The sequence below is a fragment of the Nitratireductor soli genome (assembly GCF_001050155.1).
GTDB lineage: Bacteria > Pseudomonadota > Alphaproteobacteria > Rhizobiales > Rhizobiaceae > Nitratireductor > Nitratireductor soli.
On record NZ_LFVY01000002.1, the window covers coordinates 136,906 to 159,620 of the forward strand.

Annotated in this window: 21 protein-coding genes; 8 read left to right on the top strand and 13 right to left on the bottom strand. The window is 64.1% G+C overall.

The annotated features are described in order from the left end of the window. The first annotated feature begins 5 nt into the window (after nucleotides 1–5). The 6 genes from rbfA (at nucleotide 6) to AB843_RS03095 (ending at nucleotide 7,318) form a co-directional block, all read left to right on the top strand. Nucleotides 6–452, top strand: coding sequence for a 30S ribosome-binding factor RbfA (gene rbfA / locus AB843_RS03070; RefSeq protein WP_048645322.1), 447 nt, complete (start codon nucleotides 6–8; stop codon nucleotides 450–452). Then, nucleotides 452–1,393: a tRNA pseudouridine(55) synthase TruB gene (gene truB / locus AB843_RS03075; protein WP_048645323.1), complete on the top strand. Its 942-nt coding sequence runs from the start codon at nucleotides 452–454 to the stop codon at nucleotides 1,391–1,393. Before rbfA ends, truB begins: the two co-directional genes overlap by 1 nt. Before the next feature lie 254 nt (nucleotides 1,394–1,647). Then, nucleotides 1,648–3,288 carry a sensor histidine kinase gene (locus AB843_RS03080; protein WP_244467884.1) on the top strand — a complete coding sequence of 547 codons (1,641 nt, stop codon included), beginning with the start codon at nucleotides 1,648–1,650 and terminating at the stop codon, nucleotides 3,286–3,288. Nucleotides 3,289–3,431: 143 nt separating this feature from the next. Next, complete coding sequence (rpsO, locus tag AB843_RS03085; RefSeq protein WP_280136275.1) at nucleotides 3,432–3,743, top strand: 30S ribosomal protein S15; 312 nt, start codon at nucleotides 3,432–3,434, stop codon at nucleotides 3,741–3,743. A gap of 327 nt (nucleotides 3,744–4,070) precedes the next feature. Beyond that, entirely contained in the window at nucleotides 4,071–6,224 is a 2,154-nt protein-coding gene (pnp, locus tag AB843_RS03090; protein WP_048645516.1) for a polyribonucleotide nucleotidyltransferase, read from the top strand. A gap of 74 nt (nucleotides 6,225–6,298) precedes the next feature. Then, on the top strand, nucleotides 6,299–7,318 hold the full coding sequence (locus AB843_RS03095; protein WP_048645326.1) for a class I SAM-dependent methyltransferase: 1,020 nt from the start codon (nucleotides 6,299–6,301) through the stop codon (nucleotides 7,316–7,318). 3 nt (nucleotides 7,319–7,321) lie between these two features. Here AB843_RS03095 and fabI read toward each other — a convergent pair whose 3' ends face one another. Genes fabI through fabA form a run of 3 tightly spaced genes read right to left on the bottom strand, consistent with a single transcriptional unit; the run spans nucleotide 7,322 to nucleotide 9,920 of the window. Then, nucleotides 7,322–8,137 carry an enoyl-ACP reductase FabI gene (gene fabI, locus AB843_RS03100; RefSeq protein WP_048645327.1) on the bottom strand — a complete coding sequence of 272 codons (816 nt, stop codon included), beginning with the start codon at nucleotides 8,135–8,137 and terminating at the stop codon, nucleotides 7,322–7,324. Between the two features lie 4 nt (nucleotides 8,138–8,141). Further along, nucleotides 8,142–9,362 (bottom strand): beta-ketoacyl-ACP synthase I, encoded by a 1,221-nt coding sequence (gene fabB / locus AB843_RS03105; RefSeq protein WP_048645517.1) that lies wholly within the window; start codon nucleotides 9,360–9,362, stop codon nucleotides 8,142–8,144. 45 nt (nucleotides 9,363–9,407) lie between these two features. Next, nucleotides 9,408–9,920 (bottom strand): 3-hydroxyacyl-[acyl-carrier-protein] dehydratase FabA, encoded by a 513-nt coding sequence (gene fabA / locus AB843_RS03110; protein WP_048645328.1) that lies wholly within the window; start codon nucleotides 9,918–9,920, stop codon nucleotides 9,408–9,410. Between the two features lie 253 nt (nucleotides 9,921–10,173). Here fabA and irrA point away from each other — a divergent pair, with 253 nt between their 5' ends. Then, the gene (gene irrA / locus AB843_RS03115; protein ID WP_082143629.1) at nucleotides 10,174–10,602 is read left to right on the top strand and encodes an iron response transcriptional regulator IrrA; all 429 of its coding nucleotides are present in this window, start codon (nucleotides 10,174–10,176) and stop codon (nucleotides 10,600–10,602) included. 15 nt (nucleotides 10,603–10,617) lie between these two features. On the opposite strand, the gene AB843_RS03120 is transcribed toward irrA, so the two are convergent. Then, entirely contained in the window at nucleotides 10,618–11,118 is a 501-nt protein-coding gene (locus AB843_RS03120) for an SH3 domain-containing protein (RefSeq protein ID WP_244467885.1), read from the bottom strand. 230 nt (nucleotides 11,119–11,348) lie between these two features. On the opposite strand from AB843_RS03120, the gene AB843_RS03125 reads away from it, so the two are divergent. After that, the gene (locus tag AB843_RS03125; protein ID WP_048645329.1) at nucleotides 11,349–12,350 is read left to right on the top strand and encodes a 2-hydroxyacid dehydrogenase; all 1,002 of its coding nucleotides are present in this window, start codon (nucleotides 11,349–11,351) and stop codon (nucleotides 12,348–12,350) included. 216 nt (nucleotides 12,351–12,566) lie between these two features. Here the strand turns inward: AB843_RS03125 and AB843_RS03130 are convergent, their stop codons facing one another. The 9 genes from AB843_RS03130 to AB843_RS03170 form a co-directional block, all read right to left on the bottom strand. Further along, nucleotides 12,567–13,337 (bottom strand): molybdopterin-synthase adenylyltransferase MoeB, encoded by a 771-nt coding sequence (locus tag AB843_RS03130; protein WP_048645330.1) that lies wholly within the window; start codon nucleotides 13,335–13,337, stop codon nucleotides 12,567–12,569. Nucleotides 13,338–13,380: 43 nt separating this feature from the next. Continuing rightward, entirely contained in the window at nucleotides 13,381–14,550 is a 1,170-nt protein-coding gene (recF, locus tag AB843_RS03135) for a DNA replication/repair protein RecF (protein WP_048645331.1), read from the bottom strand. Between the two features lie 21 nt (nucleotides 14,551–14,571). Next, on the bottom strand, nucleotides 14,572–15,690 hold the full coding sequence (dnaN, locus tag AB843_RS03140; RefSeq protein WP_048645332.1) for a DNA polymerase III subunit beta: 1,119 nt from the start codon (nucleotides 15,688–15,690) through the stop codon (nucleotides 14,572–14,574). A 261-nt stretch (nucleotides 15,691–15,951) separates the two neighbouring features. Next, nucleotides 15,952–17,556 carry a chromosomal replication initiator protein DnaA gene (gene dnaA, locus AB843_RS03145; protein WP_082143630.1) on the bottom strand — a complete coding sequence of 535 codons (1,605 nt, stop codon included), beginning with the start codon at nucleotides 17,554–17,556 and terminating at the stop codon, nucleotides 15,952–15,954. 896 nt (nucleotides 17,557–18,452) lie between these two features. After that, a complete protein-coding gene (rpsT, locus tag AB843_RS03150; protein WP_048645334.1) occupies nucleotides 18,453–18,719 on the bottom strand; it encodes a 30S ribosomal protein S20 in 267 nt (88 codons plus the stop codon). 190 nt (nucleotides 18,720–18,909) lie between these two features. Then, nucleotides 18,910–19,683 (bottom strand): enoyl-CoA hydratase, encoded by a 774-nt coding sequence (locus AB843_RS03155; RefSeq protein ID WP_048645335.1) that lies wholly within the window; start codon nucleotides 19,681–19,683, stop codon nucleotides 18,910–18,912. Between the two features lie 134 nt (nucleotides 19,684–19,817). Beyond that, nucleotides 19,818–20,708: a bifunctional DNA-formamidopyrimidine glycosylase/DNA-(apurinic or apyrimidinic site) lyase gene (gene mutM, locus AB843_RS03160; RefSeq protein WP_048645336.1), complete on the bottom strand. Its 891-nt coding sequence runs from the start codon at nucleotides 20,706–20,708 to the stop codon at nucleotides 19,818–19,820. After that, entirely contained in the window at nucleotides 20,701–21,933 is a 1,233-nt protein-coding gene (locus tag AB843_RS03165) for a phosphopentomutase (RefSeq protein WP_048645520.1), read from the bottom strand. Before AB843_RS03165 ends, mutM begins: the two co-directional genes overlap by 8 nt. A 121-nt stretch (nucleotides 21,934–22,054) precedes the next feature. Continuing rightward, entirely contained in the window at nucleotides 22,055–22,696 is a 642-nt protein-coding gene (locus tag AB843_RS03170; protein ID WP_048645337.1) for a TadE/TadG family type IV pilus assembly protein, read from the bottom strand. Nucleotides 22,697–22,715 lie beyond the last annotated feature (19 nt).

Here is a 22,715-nt window from a genome sequence, read left to right on the forward strand (position 1 = left end):
GTCCCATGCCGTCTTCCGCGCCATCCCAGCGTCAGCTTCGCGTCGGCGAGCAGGTGCGTCATGCCATTGCCCAGATGCTGCAGCGCGGCGATGTGATGGACGACACCCTGGAAAACACCGTCATCTCCGTATCCGAAGTGCGCATGTCGCCCGACCTGAAGATCGCCACCGCCTATGTCTCGCCGCTTGGCGCAGGCGACAAGGATGTGGTCGTCGAGGCGCTCAACCGCCACGCGCGTTTCATTCGCGGCCGCATCACGCCGGCGCTAAGGCAGATGAAGTACATGCCGGAGCTGCATTTCCGCTTCGATGAGAGTTTCGACAATTTCAGCAAGATCGACCGACTGCTGAAATCGCCCGAAGTGGCGCGCGACCTGAACGAAGACGGCTTGAGCGAAGACAACTTGCGCGAAGACGGGCAGGACGACGGCCGGGACGAGGGCGATCGCTGATGGCCCGGCGCGGTAGCAAGAAGGGTCGTCCTGTCCACGGATGGCTGATCCTCGACAAGCCGGCGGGCATGGGTTCGACCGAGGCGGTCTCCAAGGTCAAATGGCTGTTCAAGGCGGATAAGGCCGGCCATGCCGGCACGCTCGATCCGTTGGCCTCGGGCATGCTGCCCATCGCGCTCGGCGACGCCACCAAGACCGTGCCCTTCGTCATGGATGGCGCCAAGGTCTATCGCTTCACCGTTGCCTGGGGCGAGGAGCGCAGCACGGACGACCTGGAAGGTCCGGTGGTCGATACGTCCGACACGCGCCCGAGCGAAGAGGAGATGCGCAATCTCCTTCCCCGCTACACCGGCATCATCATGCAGACCCCCCCGCAGTTTTCCGCCATCAAGATCAATGGCGCGCGCGCCTATGATCTGGCGCGCGAGGGCGAGACCGTCGAGATCGCCGCGCGCGAGATCGAGATCGGCCGCCTCGACCTGGTGTCGTTCAGCGAGGACCAGGCCGTGTTCGAGATCGAGTGCGGCAAGGGCACCTATGTGCGCAGCCTGGCCCGCGACATGGGGCGTGATCTGGGGTGTTTCGGTCACATCGCCGAACTGCGCCGCACCGAGGTCTATCCCTTCACGCCCGAGCAACTGGTCGATCTGCCGCCGCTCGAGGAGGCCGCCGTTGCGGCCCATGCGGACGGCGGTGATTTCGGCCCGCTCGATGCCGTGCTTCTCGACATCGCCACGGCGCTGGAGGGCCTGCCCGAGATCGCCGTCAACGACGATGCCGCCGCACGCATCCGCCTGGGCAATCCGGTCATCGTGCGCGGTCGTGATGCGCCTGCCGAGGCACCGGAGGCCTGGGCCAGCGCGCGTGGCCGGCTGGTCGCGTTGGGCGCGGTCGAGGCGGGCATGTTCAAGCCCAAGCGGGTTTTCGCGTCCGGGGGCTGATCGTGCGGACCTGACGGATGGCACCTGTCTGTTTCGGCCAGGCCACCAGGGCATTCCCATTTTCCCTGGAAGTGCTCGAGCAGGCGGCGAATTTGCCTGATTGACCGCGCAACCGTTACGCGTTTCGTGCATTGTCTTCGCGAGCAAGCAGAGGTCGGGGCGGGATGCGGACAGACGAAAGTGGGAGCAAGGCACCCCGGACTGGCTTTTTCGAGCGTTTGCGAACGCTGACCGCGGGCCCGAAGCCGATCGGCTTGTTTCTCTTTCTGCTGATCGCCGTAACCATCATTCCAGCCATTGCCGTCGCGGTCGTACTCCTTCAGCGCAACAACGACGCACAGCGCGAGGTCGTCACCACGCTGGCTGAAGCCATGGCCGGATCGATCGCCGAGGCGATCGACCGCGAATTGAGCGGCATGGCGACGACCCTGCGCGTTTTGTCGACCACGCCGTCGCTTGCCAACGGCAGTCTGGAGGATTTCTACGACCGCGCCAAACTCGCGCTGGCGGGCACCGGCTCCTACTTCATCCTGCTTGACGAGAACTACCGGCAATTGATCAACACGCGTGTGCCGTTCGGCATGCCGCTCGGCCCCACATCCGATCCACAATCGGCCGAGCTGGCGCTGACGAAGGGCGGCACGGTGATTTCCGGCACCTTCTTCGGCAAGATCTCGCGCGAATGGGTTTTCAACGTGGTGATGCCCTTCGTTCCGGAGAATGGTCCGCCGCGCATCCTGGTCATGACGCGCAACGCCGAAACCCTGAGCGACGCGCTGTCCCAGCAGATGCTGCGCGGTGGCTGGAACGCGTCGGTGGTCGATCAGGACAATCTGGTCATCGCCTCATCCTTCATGTCGTCGGACGTTGGAAAGCCCTTCTTCCTCGACCTCCGAGGCCCTGGCATGTATCGCGAGGCGGAACCTCGTGAAGGCGTTGCCGGCGGAACCTACATGAGCATCGTCGACAAGTCGCAATACAGCGGCTGGCAGGCCGTGGTCTGGGCATCGACCGCCTCCATAGAGGAGCCGATGCGCCGATCGCTGCGCATGCTCCTGGTCGGCGGCCTTCTGGTCATTGCCATCGGCACTGCCGCCGCCTGGCTGCTCGGCCGGCAGATCGCCGGGCCCGTGCGGCGCCTGGCGCGCGACGCGCGGCGGCTCGGCGCCGGTGAGCCGGTTCACGCCATCGACTATCCGATTGCCGAAGTGGCCACCGTGTCGTCAGCGCTCGCCGAGGCCGCGTTGGACCGCAAGCAGGCGGAAAACGAAATCCGCCTCCTGATGCGCGAAGTGGCGCATCGGTCGAAAAACCAGCTCACCGTCGTGGCCTCCATGGCCAAGCAGACAGCGCGCAGCGCCCGCACTTTCGCTTCGTTTCAGGACGCGTTTCAAAAGCGCCTCTACGGTCTGGCGCGTTCGACCGACCTGCTCATCGCCGGCGGCGCGGCCGGCGTCGAACTGCGTGAATTGCTGGCCATCCAGATCGAACCATTCTGTCCCGACGATGCGGATCGCCTGCAGATGGAGGGGCCGAACATCAGGCTTGCCAACCAGCCGGCGCAGACCATCGGTCTTGCCATCCATGAACTGGCCACCAACGCCTCGAAATACGGGGCGTTCTCGTCGGCAACCGGCAGCTTGGCTCTGTCCTGGCGGGTGAAGGACGAGGTTCTGACGATCATCTGGCGCGAGCACGTGCCGCGCCTGCGCCGCCGTACCGGAAGGCGTGGCTTCGGCACCGAGATCATCGAGCGCATGCTGGGCGGCACCCTCGACGCGGAAATCTCCCGTGTGTTCCATCGCGACGGCCTGGAATGCGTGTTCAAGATCCCGGTCGACCGTCTGTTTCCCGATGACGCAAAGGCAGCATCGGACGCCGCGCGGCCGGATTGATCGCCGGCCTGGCTCGGCTTAAAAATGTTTGGGCTGGCGTTTATGCGCATTTTCGCTTATATGCCGCCCAACATCGTGCTTGAAGCGCCCAATATTGTGCTTGCAACGCTATGTGAAACGGCCCCGGCTGGACGACATCCCGGCTGAGGGCGTCCCTTTTCCCAACATTCGCGAAAGGAACACCGATGTCGATTACTGCAGAGCGCAAGCAGGAATTGCTCAAGGAATTCGCCACCGTCCAGGACGATACCGGCTCTCCGGAGGTCCAGGTCGCTATCCTGACCGAGCGGATCAAAAACCTGACCGAGCACTTCAAGGACCACAAGAAGGATAATCATTCCCGACGTGGTCTTCTCAAGATGGTCTCGCAGCGCCGTCGACTTCTCGACTATGTGAAGAAGAAAGACGAAGGCCGCTACAAGACGCTGATCGAGAAGCTCGGAATACGGCGCTAAGCGTTTTGGCCGGCGGATACCAGGGGGTGTCCGCCGGCCGCATTTGGGACGGTGGTTTTCCATCGCGCCCGTCGGCTCCGGACTGATGCATGATTTGACAACCTATGTGGGCAAAGGCTCGCGGTCTCATGCAAAGGGAAGGTTTGAAATGCCGGAGTCCCATGGACAGGTCATGGGGCAGGATTGCAGGATGCTTGCGGCCGGCACAGGCCGGCGATTGCCAAGCCTCCCGTTGTCTTGCCCGTGGCTCGTCTGAAACATGAAGCCAGTCCGGAAACGCGCGGCCAAACCATTGCCGCGCGACGTTTCGGCATCGAAGGACAAGATATGTTCAAGCATCACAAAGTGGAAATCGAATGGGGCGGCCGTCCGCTCACTCTTGAAACCGGCAAGATCGCCCGTCAGGCTGACGGCGCCGTTCTCGCCACCTATGGCGAGACGGTGGTTCTGGCCACGGTCGTCTCCGCCAAGGAGCCGAAGCCCGGCTTCGATTTCTTCCCGCTGACCGTCAACTACCAGGAAAAGACCTTCGCCGCCGGCAAGATCCCCGGCGGCTTCTTCAAGCGCGAAGGCCGTCCGAGCGAGAAGGAAACGCTCACCTCGCGCCTGATCGACCGTCCGATCCGCCCGCTGTTCGTCGATGGATACAAGAACGACACGCAGGTGGTCCTGACCGTCCTGCAGCACGATCTGGAGAACGATCCGGACATCGTCGCCATGGTCGGCGCCTCCGCTGCCCTGACGCTTTCGGGCGTGCCCTTCATGGGCCCGATCGGTGCGGCCCGCGTCGGCTACATCGGCGGTGAGTATATTCTCAACCCGCATCTCGACGAGATGGAGGAATCCAAGCTCGACCTGGTCGTCGCCGGCACGGGCGACGCGGTTCTGATGGTCGAGTCCGAGGCGCAGGAACTGGCCGAGGACATCATGCTCGGCGCGGTCATGTTCGGCCACAAGGGCTTCCAGCCGGTGATCGACGCGATCATCAAGCTGGCCGAAGCCGCCGCCAAGGAGCCGCGCGACTTCTCCTCGCCGGATTATTCCGAGCTGGAAGGCGCGATGCTGAAGGTCGTCGAGGCCGATCTGCGTGAAGCCTACAAGATCACCGACAAGCAGCAGCGCTACAATGCCGTCGACGCCGCCAAGGCGAAGGTCAAGGCCGAGTTCCTGCCCGAGGGCGAGGAAGCCCTGAAATGGTCGTCCGAGCAGGTCAATGCGGTGTTCAAGAGCCTGCAGGCCAAGATCGTCCGCTGGAACATTCTCGACACCAGCCTGCGCATCGACGGCCGTGACCTGTCGACCGTGCGTCCGATCGTTTCGGAAGTCGGCGTTCTGCCGCGCACGCATGGCTCGGCCGTCTTCACCCGCGGCGAGACCCAGGCGCTGGTCGTCGCCACGCTGGGCACCGGCGAGGATGAGCAGTTCATCGACGCCCTGACCGGCACGTACAAGGAACGCTTCCTCCTGCACTACAACTTCCCGCCCTATTCGGTCGGCGAAACCGGCCGCATGGGTTCGCCCGGCCGCCGCGAAATCGGCCATGGCAAGCTCGCCTGGCGCGCCATCCGCCCGATGCTGCCGACCCCGGACCAGTTCCCCTACACGCTGCGCGTCGTCTCCGAGATCACCGAATCGAACGGTTCCTCGTCGATGGCCACCGTCTGCGGCACCTCGCTGGCGCTGATGGATGCCGGCGTGCCGCTGGCCAAGCCGGTTGCCGGCATTGCCATGGGCCTGATCAAGGAAGAAGAACGCTTCGCCGTTTTGTCCGATATCCTGGGTGATGAGGATCACCTTGGCGACATGGACTTCAAGGTTGCCGGCACGGACGCCGGCATCACCTCTCTGCAGATGGACATCAAGATCCACGGCATCACCGAGGAGATCATGCAGATCGCCCTCGACCAGGCCAAGGGCGGCCGCCTGCACATCCTCGGCGAAATGTCGAATGCGCTTTCGGAAAGCCGCGGCGAGCTGGGCGAGTTCGCACCGCGCATCGAGGTGATGAACATCCCGACCGACAAGATCCGCGACGTGATCGGTTCCGGCGGCAAGGTGATCCGCGAGATCGTCGAGAAGACCGGCGCCAAGATCAACATCGAGGACGACGGCACGATCAAGATCGCCTCGTCCAACGCCAAGGAGATCGAGGCGGCGAGGAAGTGGATCCACTCCATCACGGCTGAGCCGGAAGTGGGCGAGGTCTACGAAGGCACGGTCGTCAAGACCGCCGACTTCGGCGCGTTCGTCAACTTCTTCGGCCCGAAGGACGGTCTGGTCCACATCTCGCAGCTCGCCTCCGAGCGCGTGCAGAAGACCACGGACGTCGTCAAGGAAGGCGACAAGGTGTTCGTCAAGCTGATGGGCTTCGACGAGCGCGGCAAGGTTCGCCTGTCGATGAAGGTCGTCGACCAGACGACGGGCGAGGAAATCGCCCGCGAGAAGAAAAAGGAAGAGGCCGAGGAAGACGCCGAAGGCTGATTCTCGAGCCGACACCGTTTCAAGCGGGCGCGCGCCATAAGGCCGCGCCCGTTTTCGCATCCGAAAGCCGCATCATGACTGACGCACCGCTCGCCACCCTCCTGTTTCCCTTCGAACGCGGCCTGGTCGACCCGCCGCGTGCTGATGATCGCGTCTTGTTTCTCGGCGCGCCGGGTGGGCTGATCCTGCCGGCGGATTTCGCCGGCTCGCTCGCCGCCGTGCAGGGGTTTCGCCCCGATTATCTGGCCTTGCAGCGGGCCGGCTTCGCAGTGTCGCCGGAGCCGCAGGGCGAAGGCTACGACATGGCGCTGGTGCTTCTCGGCCGGCACCGCCGCGAGAACGAGCAGCAGTTGGCTGAAGCGCTCGGCCGCACACGCCCGGGCGCGTTGATCGCCGCCGCCTGTGCCAAGAAGGATGGCGGCGGCAGCCTGCGCAAGCGCATGGCGGAGCTGCTGCCGCTGGAGGATCATGTCTCCAAGCATCACGGCGTCGTTTTCTGGCTGCGTCGCCCGGAAGGACCGAACGAAAGCCTGCTTGCCGCTCTGTCGGGTGCAGCGGGTGAGGTGGATGGCTTTGCAACGGCGGCGGGCGGCTTTTCAGACGATGGGATCGACGCCGGCTCGGCGCTGCTTGCCGAGTGCCTGCCCGACGACCTCAAGGGCACGGTGGCCGATTTTGCTGCCGGTTGGGGCTATCTATCGGTCGAAACGGCCAGGCGGTGCCCGGCGGTGGGCGCCATCGATCTGTATGAGGCGCACCATGCCTCGATCGAAGCGGCAAGGCGCAACATGGCCGCCAAGGCACCGGGCACGGCTGCCCGCTTCTTCTGGCACGATCTCCTGGGCGAGCCGGTCGCGGAGCGCTACGACGCCATCGTCATGAACCCGCCCTTCCATCGCAGCCGGGCGGCCGAGCCGGATATGGGACAGGCGATGATCTCTGCCGCCGCCCAGGCGCTGAAGCCGCGCGGAAGGCTGTTCCTGGTCGCCAACCGGCCGCTGCCCTATGAGCAAACGCTCGAACGGCAGTTCGCGGCGCATGGCGAACTGCGCCGCGATACGGTCTTCAAGGTTCTGTGGGCGCGGAAGAAATAGGCATCAGTCGCCCGTGGCGGCGCTCATGCGCTTCAGCTCTTCCATGGTCGGCATCGACACGGTGCTGTAGCCCGAATCCACATAGTGGATTTCGCCCGTCACGCCCGAGGACAGATCCGACAAAAGGTAGAGCGCCGAGCCGCCGATCTCGTCGATCGTGACGGTGCGCCGCAGCGGCGCGTTGCGCTGCTGGTAGGCGAACATGTAGCGCGCATCGGCAATGCCGGCACCGGCCAGCGTGCGCACGGGGCCAGCCGAAATGGCGTTGACGCGGATGCCGCGCGGGCCGTAGTCGCTTGCCAGATAGCGCACGCTCGCCTCGAGACCCGCCTTGGCGACGCCCATGACGTTGTAGTTCGGCATGACGCGCGTCGAGCCTGCATAGGTCAGCGTCAGCATCTGGCCGCCATCGTTCATCATCGCCGCCGCCCGCCTTGCCACATCGGTGAACGAGTAGCAGGAGATGACCATGGTGCGGATAAAGTTTTCGCGGCTGGTGTCGGCGTAAAGCCCTTTCAACTCGTTGCGGTCGGAAAAGCCGATGGCGTGGACGATGAAGTCGAGCGTGCCCCACGCGTCTTTCAGTGCCGCGAAGACCGCATCCAGCGATGCCTCGTCCTCGACGTCGCAAGGCAGGACCAGAGACGATCCCGCCTCTTCCGCCAACGGCTTGACACGCCGGCCGAAGGCTTCGCCCTGATAGGTGAAGGCCAGCTCCGCGCCCTGGCTTGCCAGCTTCTTGGCGATGCCCCAGGCGATCGAATGATCGTTGGCGACCCCCATGATGAGGCCGCGCCTCCCTTTCATCAAACCGTCCATCAAATCAACCTGCGTAACGCTGGAACACGAGCGTGGCGTTGGTGCCGCCGAAGCCGAAGGAGTTCGACAGGACCGTGTCGATCTTGGCGTTGTCGATGCGCTTGCGGACGATCGGCATGCCCTCGAATTCCGGGTCGAGTTCGGTGATGTGGGCGCTCTCGCCGATGAAGCCCTGCTGCATCATCAGGATCGAGTAGATCGATTCCTGCGCGCCGGCGCCGCCGAGCGAATGACCGGTCAGCGACTTGGTCGAGGCGATCGGCGGAATGTCGTTGCCGAACACCTCGCGCACCGCGCCCATCTCGCCGGAATCGCCCACCGGCGTCGCCGTGCCGTGCGTGTTGATGTAGTCGATCTTGCCGTTGACGGTGGCCATCGCCTGGCGCATGCAGCGCACCGCGCCTTCGCCTGAAAGCGCCACCATGTCGTAGCCGTCCGATGTCGCGCCGTAGCCGACGAGCTCGGCATAGATCTTCGCGCCGCGCGCCTTGGCGTGCTCCAGCTCTTCCAGAACCACCACGCCGGCGCCGCCGGCGATGACGAAGCCGTCGCGCGTGACGTCATAGGCGCGCGAAGCCGTTTCCGGCGTGTCGTTGTGCTTGGACGACATGGCGCCCATGGCATCGAACAGGTTGGACATGGTCCAGTCGAGATCTTCATGGCCGCCGGCGAACATGACGTCCTGCTTGCCCCATTGGATCATCTCTGCGGCGTTGCCGATGCAATGCGCCGAGGTCGAGCAGGCCGACGAGATCGAATAGTTGACGCCGTGAATCTTGAACCAGGTGGCGAGCGTGGCCGAGGCGGTCGACGACATGGCCTTCGGCACGGCGAACGGCCCGATGCGCTTCGGCGAGCCCTTCTCCAGTGTCGTCTGCGCGGCTTCGACGATGGCGCGGGTGGACGGGCCGCCCGATCCCATGATGATGCCGGTGCGCTCATTGGTGATGTCGCCCTGCTCCAGGCCGGCATCGGCGATCGCCTGCTCCATGGCGACGTGGTTCCAGGCGGCGCCCTTTGACAGGAAGCGCATGGCGCGGCGGTCGACCAGTTCCGTCGGGTCGAGCTTCGGCGCGCCCCAGACCTGGCAGCGGAAGCCGTGATCGGCGAAATCCTGCGAGAAGCTGATGCCCGATTTTGCATCGCGCAGCGAAGCGGTGACCTCTTCGGCATTGTCGCCGATGGAAGATACGATACCGATGCCGGTGACGACGACGCGTCTCATGTGCTCTCCTTGGCCGGGATTGCCGGCCGTCATTCAAAGTTGATGTCAGGCTTCCTGCTGAGCCAGGCCGACCCGGAGGTCGGTTGCCCTGTAGATGGGTTCTCCGTCGGCCTTTAGCCAGCCGTCGGCAATGCCCAGCACCAGCCTGCCGCGCATGACGCGCTTGAAATCGACGCCGTACTCGACCTTCTTGACCTTCGGCGTGACCATGCCCTTGAACTTCACCTCGCCGGTCGACAGCGCCATGCCCTTGCCGGGCAGGCCGAGCCAGCCGAGGTAGAAACCGGTCATCTGCCACATGGCGTCGAGGCCGAGACAGCCGGGCATGACCGGGTTGCCGATGAAGTGGCAGGGGAAGAACCAGAGATCGGGCTTGATGTCGAGCTCGGCGCGAATATAGCCCTTGCCGAACTCGCCGCCTTCTTCCTGGATGTCGGTGATGCGGTCGAACATCAGCATTGGCGGCGCCGGAAGCTGCGCATTGCCGGGGCCGAAAAGGTCTCCCCGGCCGCAGGCCAGAAGGTCTTCGTAATCGTAGCTGTTTTTCGCTTGCGCCATGAAATGCCATCCCGTCGGCGGTCCGGTCTTTCCGGATCCGTTCTTTTGATTATCAAAACTCCCTATCACAGCTTGTTTCCCGCTGGAAACCGCCGTTGTGGGAAATTGCCACGCCCCGACGCCCCAGGCAGCGGGAATTCGCCGCTATTGATCGCTTTGCCGTGACGGAATATATATCGGGATAGGAAAAGCGCCGCGCGCCGCGCCGATTGCCGCTTTGGCGGCTGCATTCGAGAATGGACGGGACGATCAATTGAGGACTGGGAACAACGGGCAAGAACCGGGTCTGGAAGACCGGTTGCGCACGGCGGGATTACGCCCGACACGGCAGCGTATCGCCTTGGCCGACCTTCTGTTCGCCGCCGGCGACCGTCACGTTTCCGCCGAGGCCCTGCATGAGGAAGCACAGGCCGCTGGCTTCTCCGTATCGCTCGCCACGGTCTACAACACGCTGCATCAATTCACCGAGGCGGGCATGCTGCGCATTGTCCAGGTGGAAGGCGCGCGCACCCATTTCGACACCAATGTTTCCGATCACCACCATTTTTTCATCGAGGATGAGAACCTGGTGTTCGACATTCCATCGGGCCGCGTCGAGGTGAAAAACCTGCCGGAGCCGCCGGAAGGCACCGAGATCGCCAATGTCGACATCGTCGTGAGGCTGCGCCGCAAGGTGCGCTGAGATTTCCCCGGATCTTTATTCCTTGACGGTCTCGCCCGGATAGGCGCCCCAGACCAGCGACTGGTTGATCCAGCCCGAATACCCGGCAAACTCCATCTCGCACCAATCGCCATTGCAGGCCTTGATGGAGCCGATGGCGCCGGGTTCCACCTGGACGACCGGGCGCGCTTCCTTCTGCGGCGTGGCGAAAAGCTCGATCGCCGCTTGCTTGCCCTTGAACCAGGGGGCGGCGATGCCGGTGCGGCGGCCTGAAAGCAGTGCCTGGTTGATCCAGCCTTCCGCGCCCTCTGCGTCGCGCACGCGCCGCCAGTTGTCGTACTCCTGGATGATCTCCACCGGCAGGCCGGACTTCAGGTACATCCAGTTGACGGCGTAGCTGATGCCGGGCCCGACGCGCATGTTCACCCGCCCCGACTTCAGGCTGACGAAGCGCGGCAGCGGCAAGCCGCTCGGCCCCGTCTTCACATTCGATTCGGTGTTTGCCTGTGCCTTGGTCGTTGCGGGTGCCGCGATCATGGCGGCCCCTATAACGGTCAAGGCGAAGGCGACCAACACTGAACGGAATGGCGCGATGGCCGGCATTTGCGAACTCCCGATGAACCTCTGTTTGAGTGGGACCCGGGTCCCACCCTTTTTCTTTGTCTTGGGTTCCCCCGCTTGATAGACAGGGGGAGGCCCAGCACGGCATTGAAGTGTCGCGCGTCTTGGTTAAAGAGGTATCAACAGGGCGTTATTTTGGAGAACCCATGACCGGCAGGAAGAAGCCTCTCGTCGTCATCACCCGCAAGCTGCCGGACCAGGTCGAAACACGCATGCGCGAGCTGTTCGACGCGCGATTGAATGTCGACGACAAGCCGATGACGCAGCCCGAACTGGTGGCTGCCGTGAAGGAGGCCGACGTCCTCGTCCCGACGATCACCGACCGCATCGATGCAGCCCTTCTGGCCCAGGCCGGGGAGCGCCTGAAGCTGATCGCCAATTTCGGCAATGGCGTCGACAACATCGACGTCGCCGCGGCCGCCAAGCATGGCATCACCGTCACCAACACGCCGAATGTGCTCAACGAGGACACGGCCGACATGACCATGGCGCTGATGCTCGCCGTGCCGCGCCGGCTGACCGAGGGCGCGGCCCTTCTCAAGGACGGCGGCAAATGGGCCGGCTGGTCGCCCACCTGGATGCTGGGGCGGCGCATCTGGGGCAAGCGGCTGGGCATTGTCGGCATGGGCCGTGTCGGCACCGCCGTCGCCCGCCGTGCCAAGGCCTTCGGCCTGTCGATCCACTACCACAACCGGAAACGCGTCGCGCCGGCCATCGAGGATGAGCTGGAGGCGACCTATTGGGACAGCCTCGACCAGATGCTGGCGCGCATGGACATCATTTCGGTCAACTGTCCCTCGACGCCGGCCACCTTCCACCTCTTGTCGGCGCGCCGGCTGGAGCTGATGCAGCCGCGGGCCTATGTGGTCAACACGGCGCGCGGCGACGTCGTCGACGAGGACGCGCTGATCCGCCTGATCGAGGAAGGCAAGCTGGCCGGCGCCGGCCTCGACGTGTTCGAGCACGAGCCCTCGATCAACACGAAGCTTCTCAAGCTCGCCAAGACCAACAAGATCGTCATCCTGCCGCATATGGGATCGGCCACCATCGAAGGCCGCATCGACATGGGCGAGAAGGTCATCATCAACATCCGCACCTTCTTCGACGGCCACCGCCCGCCCGACCGGGTTCTGCCGCGCAGCGCGTGACGGAGTTGGTGGGCAGGAAGCAGGATTTGTCGGCGGGTTCTTGTGCGCTCAGGCATGGATCCTCGGGTCAAGCCCGAGGATGACGAACTGGCTGGATGGTGAAGCTGAACGAGTTCGAGGACTGACGTCGGCCAACCCGCCTTCGTCATCCCCGGCCCCTGAGCCGGGGATCCATGCCGGAACGGCACTGACGGACGCCAGCGGTCCGCAAAAAGCCTACCGCCGCGCAGCGCGATACTTGATAGTGTCGAAGCGTGCCGACAGGGCGTCGTAAAGCAGCAGGCGGCCGATCAGCGGTTCGCCGATCCCGGTCACCAGCTTGATCACCTCCATGGCCTGCAGAGTGCCCATCACGCCGGTCAGCGCGCCGACGATGCCGGCCTCGGCGCAGCTCGGCACCAGGCCGGCCGGCGGCGGCTCGGGAAACAGGTCGCGGTAGCCGGGCTGTGCGTTGCCGGCCGCATCCCTGGCGAAGGGCTTCAGCACCGTCAGCGACCCGTCGAAGCGGCCGACCGCCGCCGTCACCAATGGACGATGCTCGGCCGCGCAGGTGTCGGCCAGCAGGTAGCGCGTGGCGAAATTGTCCGACCCGTCGACCACCAGGTCATAGGCGGCGATTAGCGCTCCGGCGTTGTCCGCGTCGAGGCGCAGCGCATGGGTTTCGACGCGGATATTCGGGTTGATGCGCGCCAGGCTCCGCGCCGCGCTCTCCACCTTTGCCCGGCCAATGCCGTCCGTATCGTGAATGACCTGCCGCTGCAGGTTCGACAGCGACACCGTGTCGTCATCGACGATGCCGATCGTGCCGATGCCGGCCGCCGCCAGGTAGGACAGAACCGGCGCGCCAAGGCCGCCGGCGCCGATCACCAGGACGCGGGCGCGTTTCAGCTTCTGCTGGCCGGCGCCGCCGATTTCCGGCAGCACGATATGGCGCGCGTAACGCTCCAGTTCCAGGTCGGAGAGGGGTGGCGAGGCTTGCTGTGTCATGAGGCGAGCATAGTCCGCGTGCGGGGTTGTGTCTTCCTTGGTATCAGGGGCCGGGCGTGACCGCGCCGGCGGAGACGGAGAGAAACTGGCCGCGCCCCTCGAGCGCCGAGAACAGGCTGGCCTCCGTGCCGGTCATGAAGGCCTGGCAATTGAGCTCTTCGAGAATGGCGAACAGGGCGGCGCGCCGGTCCGGGTCAAAATGCGCCGAGATCTCGTCGAGAAGCAGGATCGGCGCATTGCCGGAAAGCTCGGCCGTCAGCCGCGCATGGGCCAGCACGAGGCCGACCAGCAGCGCCTTCTGCTCGCCGGTCGAGCAGCGCGCCGCCGGCATGTCCTTCGGCGCGTGCCGCACCAGAAGCTCGCTGCGATGCGGCCCCTCCAGCGTGCGCCCGGCCGCCCGGTCGCGGTGCCGCTGGTCGTGCAGCAAGGCGCGGAACATCTCCTCGACATCGACCGCCGGGCGATGGCCCATCTCTGCGTCGATCGTCCCCTCCAGGGCGATTTCGGCCTTCGGGAATGGGCCGTTTTCAGGCAGGCGCTCATTCATCGCCGCGATGAGCCGCACCATTTCGGCGCGCGCCGCCGCAATGGCGACGCCGGTCTCGGCCATCTGCGTTTCGATGGCATCGAACCAGCCGGCATCGCGTGAATCCTCGCTGAGCAGGCGATTGCGCGCCCGCATGGCTTTCTCATAGTCGAGGGCGCGGCGACCATGCGCCGGATCGATCGCCAGCACCAGCCGGTCGAGAAAGCGGCGGCGGTCGCTGGCCGGCCCGGTGAACAGCGCGTCCATGGAAGGCGTCACCCACAACACGCGCACCCATTCGAGCATCGCATCCGCCGAGCGCGCCGTCTCGCCATTGATGCGCACGCGCCGGCCAGCGGCGTCTGCGCCGTTGGCCACACCCGCGGTTCCCGTTCCGATCTCGCAATCGCCGAAGGCGCCTTCCAGCCGTATGTGGACGGCAAACCCGGTCTCGCTGCCGGTGCGCGCCACATCGTCCAGCGTGGCGCGCCGCAATCCGCGGCCTGGAGAAAGAAATGAGACGGCTTCCAGGAGGTTTGTTTTGCCGGCTCCGTTCTCGCCCGTCAGCACCACCGCGCCCGGATGGAGCTCCAGCGACAGGGCACGATAATTGCGGAAATCGCTCAGGCTCAGCTTGGCGATATGGGTCTGGGCTGCTTGCCCTTTCACCTCTGTCTGGTCTGCCAAGGCTTTCTCGGTGGCGCGCCTCTACACGCGCATCGGCATCAGGACATACAGCGTGCTTTCGTCGCCTTCGTCCTGAACCAGGGTCGGTGAGCCGGCATCGGCCAGCAGGAAGCGGGCCTCGCTGCCGGACAATTGCGCCGCGACATCAAGCAGGTAGCGGGCGTTGAAGCCGATCTCGATCGGATCCGACTGATAGTCGGCGGCGATCTCTTCCGTGGCGCTGCCGGAATCGGGATTGTTCACCGTCAGCGTTACCTGGCCTTCGGCGATCGACATCTTTACAGCGCGGCCGCGCTCGGATGAAATGGTCGAAACGCGGTCGACGGCGGCGGCGAAGCTCTGCCGGTCGATGATCAGCTTCTTGTCGTTGCCGGTCGGGATGACGCGCTGGTAATCGGGGAAGGTGCCGTCGATCAGCTTCGAGGTCAGGATGACGCTGCCGATGGTGAAGCGGATCTTGTTGTCGGAAAGTTCGACCGTGACAGCCACATCCGGATCATCGACGAGCTTCTGCAACTCGCCGACCGTCTTGCGCGGAATGATGATGCCGGGCATGTCCTCGGAACCGGCCGGGGCTTCCATCTCGGCGCGCGCCAGCCGGTGTCCGTCGGTTGCCACCGAGCGCAGCTTAAGCGCGCCGCCATCCTCGATCGCATGCAGGAAGATGCCGTTCAGATAGTAACGCGTCTCTTCCGTCGAGATGGCGAACTGCGTCTTTTCGATCAGATCCTTCAGCGCCGTCGAATCGAGGCGGAAGATGTGCGAGAAATTGCCGGCGGAGAGTTCCGGGAAATCCGTCTGCGGTAGGCACTGGAGACGGAAGTTCGAGCGCCCCGAAACCACCGACATGGCATTGCCGCTCTCATCGGTTTTCAGCATCACCTCGGCGCCGTCGGGCAATTTGCGCACGATGTCGTAGAGCAGATGCGCCGGCACGGTGGTGGCGCCGGCCTGCTCGATCGTCGCCGCCGCCGCCTCGGTCACCTCCAGGTCGAGGTCCGTCGCCTTCATCTGCAGGCTGGCGCCGTCTGCATTGAGCAGCACATTGGACAGGATCGGTATGGTGTTGCGTCGCTCGACCACGCGGTGCACGTGGTTGAGGGATTTCAGGAGGGTGGAGCGTTCCAGAATAACACGCATGACCGATTGATCTCACTTGAATGAAGTATCGTTCCACGGGCGTGAGGCACGCCCCGAGACAGCCTTGAACAGGCTTGATTTTCAACAAACTGACAGGAAATCAAGACGAAAGGCAAGCCCGTGATCGGGCGAAGCCGCGCTTGTCCTGCCTTTCTGGGGAAAACGCCCGAGAGAGGGCGGGTGGAGCGGTCAGGCGACCTCGTCTCGCCTGACCCGTCCGCTTCTATCGCAGCCGGGTCGCATTGCCGGCTGCACCATGCGTTACGCCTGGTCGCTGATCAGCCGCTTGAGCAACTCGATCTCCTGGGCCAGTTGCCGGTCTCCGTCCGTCAGGCCCTCGATCTTGCGCACTGCGTGCAGCACGGTCGTGTGATCGCGCCCGCCGAAGCGGCGGCCGATCTCGGGCAGGGAGCGCGGGGTCATCACCTTCGACAGATACATGGCGACCTGCCGCGGCTTGACGATGGTGCGCGTGCGCCGGTTCGACAAGAGCTCGGTCTTCGAGACATTGTAGTGGCGAGCGACGATGCGCTGAATATCCTCGATGCGGACCCGCTTGGGCTCACCGGCGCGGCAGACATGGCCGAGGATCTCGTCGATCCGGTCGAGGGTGATCTGCGGTTCGAAGGACTGGCGAAACAGAAGCTGATTGAACGCGCCTTCCAGTTCACGCCCGCTGCCGGTCACCGAGCGGGCTACATGCACGAGGATTTCCTCGGGAATGTTGAGCGAGGCGTCTTCCGCCTGGGCGCTTGCCAGGCGCTGCTTGAGGATCGCCAGGCGCATGCTGAAGTCCGGCGCGCCGATTTCCAGGGAGACGCCGCCATTCAGCCGCGATTTGACCCGCGGCTCGAGCGATTCCAGCTCGGAGGGCGGACGGTCGGCCGCCACCACCACCTGCCGGGCGCTGTCGAGCAGCATGTTGAGCAGATGGCAGAATTCGTTCTGGATCGACTTGCCCTGCAGGAATTGCATGTCGTCGATGATCAGGAGGTCGATGTCGCGCAGCTGCTCCTTGAGCGTCAGCGCATTGTTGTCGCGGATCGCCGTGGCGAAGCGCCACATGAAATACTCCGCCGTCAGATAGACCACGCGCGCCTGCGGCTTGCGGCGCAGGGATTCGGCGGCGATGGCCTGCAGCATGTGGGTCTTGCCGAGGCCGACCGAAGCATGCAGGAACAGCGGGTTGAAGCGGATCGCATTGGAATCGGATTCCGCCACCGTGCGCGCCGCGGCACAGGCAACCCGGTTCGACGGTCCCTCAATCAGGGAATCGAACGTGTAGCGGCTGTCGAGCGGCGAACCCAGAATGTTCGAGCGGCCTTCCACCTCGGCGCTCTGCACCATGGCGCCGCGCGGCCCGTGCGATGCGGACAGCGTGCCCGTCGCCAGCGCCGTCTGCGGCCGGCTGGTAATCTTGCGCGCCACGGGCGGCTTGGCTTCCTGCGGCAGGCGCACGTTGCGGGTCGCCGTACGCACGACGATCTCGACCTTCAGCATCTCCGGCTCTTCCTGCTTCCACAATTCGGTGATCAGGTCGAGATAATGGCCGTTGATCCAGGAGCGCAGGAAGGCGGTCGGCACGGAGATCCGCACGCCGCCCTTCGATGCTTCCATCAGTTTCATGCGGCCGAACCAGCTCGAATAGACCTCGCTGCCCAGGCGCGCCCTGATCTGTGCCTTCACGCGCTCGAAGACGATCTCGGATGCGCCGGAATTGGTGCTGGCTTCCGCCTGGATGCCCATCTGGGTCTCTCCGCCGCTCCGGCTTGTGACTGTATCTGCCTTTTCAATGGCTTCTTGCTGAGACAATTGCTCTTGAAAAGAAAATCCCCCCGTAACTTCCCTTTCGGCGCCGCTTTGCATTCCTCATGTCCCTGTTTTTTACGAATGGCGTTTTCCCGGCCGGCACTTTGTCTTGAAGCGGTCTCGCAACTTGTCTTGCGACAGTCTCTCGACCGGCTCCTACCTGACCAGGGGTCCTTATTGATTGTCTTGTTGATGCGTCTTGGTCGTCGCCATCGACCACGTTCCGGCTTCACTCTCCTCTACCACGTTCCGTCCGGCCCCGACTTTATGTTTCACATAATCTTCTCAACCGCCAGTTGTTTTGCGGCCAAGCGCAACCAACCATGCTCGCATGGCCGCAAGACACAAAGTCGTCCACAATTTATCCCCGACGAGCAGGCCCAAAAGGTCTGCTTTCGAGAGCGCAATGAACCACGGCGCGCGGAAAAGACCGCGTCGCAATCGGTGCCGATTTTGGCTTGAAGTCGCTGGCTCTGAACGCCTCTCGATGGCCAGACATTAGCGAAATCCCTGTGGAAAGAGCAAGAGCGGGTCTAATCCTTTTTTCTCGAATCTGCTTCTCTCCGCCGCCTGGAAATCGCCCCGTTCGGCGCGCTGCCTGCATAAGCCTTTTGGATTCAAAAGCCTTTTCCGAATGCACGGCCCGATTGGCTGGCGCGAAAAAAAATCCTAAAAAAAAGCTTGACATTTGCGCATGATGGCGCACCCCGGTGTGACATGAGCAAGCTGTGGATAAACTCTTGTAACTATCTGATAGATAACAGAAAATCCATGCTTAGCACAAAAATGACCGAACGTAATGTGACGAAATTAAACCGATTTTCCGGCTGCTGTGCCGGCAAACCAAAAAAGGCCGGCTCCGCACGCTATGCGCGCATGGATGGCCAACCTCTTGCAGGATAAAGAAAAAACCCGGCGCTGACGCCGGGCTTATTCGTCTGTTTTGTCGGGAATCAGGCGCCGAGCGACTTGACGCGCTGCGCCAGGCGGGAAACCTTGCGCGACGCCGTATTACGATGCAGGACGCCCTTCGTGGCGGCGCGCATCAGCTCGGGCTGGGCTGCCTTGAAGGCCGTCTCGGCCGCAGCCTTGTCGCCGGAAGCCAGTGCTTCCTCGACCTTGCGCACGAAGTTGCGCACGCGCGAGCGGCGGCTCTTGTTCACCGCGGTGCGGCTGGCGATCTTGCGAACCGCTTTCTTGGCCGAAGAAGTGTTGGCCATGGATCCTCACTTATTTCTATGGTCATTGCCCGGTGCGAAAGGCTCTCGGGCGCAAAACAAAAAGGGCAGCCGCAGGGCCACCACAGTCGTGGCGGCTTATAGTGGAGCTTTTCCGGCGCGTCAACGCCTGTGATGGCGAAAGCTCCCTATCCGAAAGCGAAGAGCGGCGGTACGCCGGCGCTCCCACGGCTCAACGGTTCTTGAAGTTCGCCGAGCGCTTCTCGCTGAAGGCCGCCATACCTTCCTTCTGGTCGTCGAGGGCGAACATCGAATGAAACACCCGCCGCTCGAAACGCAGGCCCTCGGCCAGCGTCGTCTCGTAGGAGCGGTTGACCGCTTCCTTCGTCATCATCACTGCCGGCAGCGAAAAGTCGGCAATGGTCTCCGCCGCCTTCAGCGCTTCCTCGATCAGCTCGCCGGGCCGCACGACACGGGAAACGAGGCCCGAGCGCTCGGCTTCCGCCGCGTCCATCATCCGGCCGGTCAGGCACATGTCCATGGCCTTCGATTTGCCGACGAACCGGGTCAGGCGCTGCGAGCCACCCATGCCGGGCATGACGCCGAGCGTGATCTCCGGCTGGCCGAACTTGGCGTTCTCCGCCGCGATGATGAAATCGCACATCATGGCCAGCTCGCAGCCGCCGCCGAGCGCATAGCCGGCAACGGCGGCAATGACCGGCTTGCGCACCCGCGTAAGACCTTCCCAGCCGGCAAAGAAATCTTCCATATAGGCGTCGATATAGCTTTTCGGCAGCATCTCCTTGATATCGGCGCCGGCGGCGAACGCCTTCTCCGAACCGGTGATGACGATGGCCCCGATCCGCGCGTTCTCGTCGAACGCCTGCATCGCCGCGACGACTTCCTTCAGCACCACAGAATTGAGCGCGTTGAGCGCCTTCGGCCGGTTGAGCGTCACCAGGCCGACCCGGTCGCGCGTTTCCACCAAAATCGTTTCATAGGCCATTGGTCGTGTTCCTCTCCATATTCCTGATGCGTCTAGAGCATTTTGCAGGCAGGTGGAATCACCTGACGCCCGCATAAATGCGGAAAAACAATGAGATAGATCGGTTCAGCGTTTCTATGGAACACCGAACCGGTCTAGCGTTGGCAGGCCGGGCAATAAAAGGTCGAACGCCCGCCCTGGACGATGCGTTGCACCGTGCCGCCGCATTCCTCGCGCCGGCACGCTTCACCGTCCCGGTCATAGACGTTGAAGCGGTGCTGGAAATAGCCGAGCGAGCCGTCTGTCTGCACGTAGTCGCGCAGCGACGAGCCGCCGGCGGCAATGGCCTCGGCGATAACGGTGCGGATGGCTTCGGCGAGCCGCTGGCTGCGCTCGGAGGCACCCGCCTTACGGGCCACCGTCTCGGCGCTGCGGAGCGGCGACAGGCGGGCCCGCCACAGCGCCTCACAGACATAGATGTTGCCGAGCCCGGCGATCAGCCGCTGGTCCATCAGCGCGGTCTTGAGCGGTGCGCGCCGGCCGCGCAACAGGTCCGCCAGAAGAACGCCGTCCAGCATGTTGCCCGTCGGCTCGACCCCGAGCCCGGCCAGAAGTGGATGGCTGTCCAGCGCGCCGCCCTCATGCAGGAGCATGAAGCCGAAACGGCGCGGATCGTTGTAGACCACGCGCAGCTGGCGCCCCCCGACCGCCGTCAGGTGGAAGATCGCATGATCGTGCTTCTCGGCCTTCGAGCGCTCGTGATGGAAGGTGCCGGGCGTCGTTTCCTCGTCCTGGTAGGCGATGCGGAACGAGCCGGACATGCCCAGATGACAGAGCACCACGTCAGCCGTGTCGAGATGGACGAGCAGATATTTGGCGCGCCGGCCGAGCGCGACGATCTGCCGTCCGGCAAGCCGCTTGGCGAAGTTGTGCGGGAAGGGAAAGCGCAAATTCGGTCGGCGCAGCTCCACGTCCTGGATCTGCGCACCTTCCATGGCCGGCTGCAGGCCGCGCCGCACGGTTTCGACCTCGGGCAACTCAGGCATCGTTGGCAAGCTCGTCAAGGAAGGAGGTGCCGTGCCGGCCGGCCGGCAGGTCGAGATGTTCGGCCACGGTTTCACCCATGTCGGCGAAAGTCGGGCGGATGCCGACGGAGATGGCCTTCATGCCAGGCGCCGCGCCGATGACGGGCACGCGCTCGCGTGTGTGATCGGTGCCGCTCCAGGTCGGGTCGCAGCCATGGTCGGCGGTCAGGATGAGCATGTCGCCCTCGCGCAGCAATGCCAGCGCCTCCGGCAGACGGCGGTCGAAGGCTTCCAGCGCCGCCGCATAGCCGGGCACGTCGCGCCGATGGCCGTAGAGCGTGTCGAAATCGACGAAATTGGCGAACACGAGGTCGCCGTAGCGCGCCTCGCGCATGGCCTTCAGCGTCGCTTCGAACAGCGCCATGTTGCCGGCTGCCTTCCTGACCTCGCTGACACCCTGATGGGCGAAGATGTCGCCGATCTTGCCGATGCCGATGACGCGCCCGCCGGCCGCCTCGACCCGGTCGAGAAGCGTCGGCTCCGGTGGCGGCACGGCATAGTCGCGGCGGTTGGCGGTGCGTTCGAAATCCCGCGCCGTCTCGCCGAGGAAGGGCCGGGCGATGACACGGCCGATGTTGAGCGGGTCGACCAGGACGCGGACGATTTCGCACAGGGCATAAAGCCGCTCCAGGCCGAAATGCGTCTCATGCGCGGCGATCTGGAACACGGAATCGGCCGAGGTGTAGCAAATCGGCTTGCCGCTGCTTATGTGCTCGGCGCCCAGCCGGGCGATGATCTCGGTGCCCGAGGCGTGGCAATCGCCCAGGATCCCGGGCAGGCCCGCCTTCTCGATGATCGCCTGCGTCAGCGCGGGCGGGAAGGTCGGCTTGGTTTCGGGAAAATAGCTCCATTCGAACGACACCGGCACGCCGGCGATCTCCCAATGGCCGGAGGGTGTGTCCATGCCCCGCGAGGTTTCGCTTGCCGCGCCGTGAAAACCGTGCGCCACGGGCAGATGCGACAAATCCCGCCCTGCCGCGAGCGCTCCCGCATGGGCCAGGCCAAGGGATTTCATGTGCGGAACCATCAGCGGGCCGCGCCGCACGCCGTCGCGGTCGCCATGGCCTTCCGCGCAGGCCGCCTCGATATGGCCGAACGTATCGGCGCCGGCGCTGGCGAAGGCCGCCGCGTCGGGCGCATGGCCGATGCCGAAGGAATCGAGGACGAAGAGGAATGCACGCGCCATTTGGGACAACATCATTGCTGCGGATGCCCCAGACATAAAAGCGCGGCGCGGGCTTGGCAATCAGCCAGCCGTATAAGCTGGCCACGCGTGGCGCTTTTCGCCGCGCAAAGCGCGCAATTCGTCAGCAGTTCGGGCAGGGAATGGCGTTGCTCATGCGCGGGCGCAGGTAGTAGCGCTCGCTCATCTGCATGTTGTCGAGGCCGAGCATCGCCGTCAGGCCAAGGCCTTCCTTGCCGCTCTTGGACCATGTGATGATCGGCTTGTAGCCGAGGTCGGCCGTGGCGCGCACATAGAAGGATCCCCTGACCTTCAGTGTGTCAGGCACGGTGGTGGTGCTGCCCACCGGCAGGGCCTTGCTCGCTGTGCCGTTGACCAGCTGGCGCGACCAGACGACTTTGACCCTCGGTGCGGGTTCGTCCGTGACCTCGATCGCCGTGACGATGATTTTCGGCTGCGACCGCTTGTAGGGGGTCAGGAGCGCTTCGCCGATCTTCATGACCGCGTCGACTTCGCCCGGCGTGATCGACGGCTGCTGGGCGATGAGATCGCCGACCATGCTGGCCACGCGGCTCACCTTCTTGTTGGTGTCGATCGCCTGCGCGAATTCGATTGTCAGGAAATAGAGTCCGAACAGCACCGGAGCGATAAAGACGAACTCGATGGCGGCGACGCCGCGCCGGTCGCGTATGAAGCGGCGCAATGCGTTGAAGACGCCCCACCCATGATTGGGCCCACGGTTGGACAAGATCGGTTCGTTGTTCATTGTTTTGTTCCCTGATCGT

Excerpts from the sequence above, each read along its gene's own strand:
- fabI (WP_048645327.1), bottom strand. The coding sequence starts at position 8,137 with ATGGACGGTTTGATGAAAGGGAGGCGCGGCCTCATCATGGGGGTCGCC.
- AB843_RS03170 (WP_048645337.1), bottom strand. The coding sequence starts at position 22,696 with ATGAACAACGAACCGATCTTGTCCAACCGTGGGCCCAATCATGGGTGG.
- AB843_RS03125 (WP_048645329.1), top strand. The coding sequence starts at position 11,349 with ATGACCGGCAGGAAGAAGCCTCTCGTCGTCATCACCCGCAAGCTGCCG.
- dnaA (WP_082143630.1), bottom strand. The coding sequence starts at position 17,556 with ATGCAAAGCGGCGCCGAAAGGGAAGTTACGGGGGGATTTTCTTTTCAA.
- pnp (WP_048645516.1), top strand. The coding sequence starts at position 4,071 with ATGTTCAAGCATCACAAAGTGGAAATCGAATGGGGCGGCCGTCCGCTC.
- dnaN (WP_048645332.1), bottom strand. The coding sequence starts at position 15,690 with ATGCGTGTTATTCTGGAACGCTCCACCCTCCTGAAATCCCTCAACCAC.
- AB843_RS03095 (WP_048645326.1), top strand. The coding sequence starts at position 6,299 with ATGACTGACGCACCGCTCGCCACCCTCCTGTTTCCCTTCGAACGCGGC.
- rpsT (WP_048645334.1), bottom strand. The coding sequence starts at position 18,719 with ATGGCCAACACTTCTTCGGCCAAGAAAGCGGTTCGCAAGATCGCCAGC.
- AB843_RS03130 (WP_048645330.1), bottom strand. The coding sequence starts at position 13,337 with ATGACACAGCAAGCCTCGCCACCCCTCTCCGACCTGGAACTGGAGCGT.
- AB843_RS03120 (WP_244467885.1), bottom strand. The coding sequence starts at position 11,118 with ATGATCGCGGCACCCGCAACGACCAAGGCACAGGCAAACACCGAATCG.
- fabB (WP_048645517.1), bottom strand. The coding sequence starts at position 9,362 with ATGAGACGCGTCGTCGTCACCGGCATCGGTATCGTATCTTCCATCGGC.
- fabA (WP_048645328.1), bottom strand. The coding sequence starts at position 9,920 with ATGGCGCAAGCGAAAAACAGCTACGATTACGAAGACCTTCTGGCCTGC.
- AB843_RS03165 (WP_048645520.1), bottom strand. The coding sequence starts at position 21,933 with ATGGCGCGTGCATTCCTCTTCGTCCTCGATTCCTTCGGCATCGGCCAT.
- rbfA (WP_048645322.1), top strand. The coding sequence starts at position 6 with ATGCCGTCTTCCGCGCCATCCCAGCGTCAGCTTCGCGTCGGCGAGCAG.
- truB (WP_048645323.1), top strand. The coding sequence starts at position 452 with ATGGCCCGGCGCGGTAGCAAGAAGGGTCGTCCTGTCCACGGATGGCTG.
- mutM (WP_048645336.1), bottom strand. The coding sequence starts at position 20,708 with ATGCCTGAGTTGCCCGAGGTCGAAACCGTGCGGCGCGGCCTGCAGCCG.
- AB843_RS03155 (WP_048645335.1), bottom strand. The coding sequence starts at position 19,683 with ATGGCCTATGAAACGATTTTGGTGGAAACGCGCGACCGGGTCGGCCTG.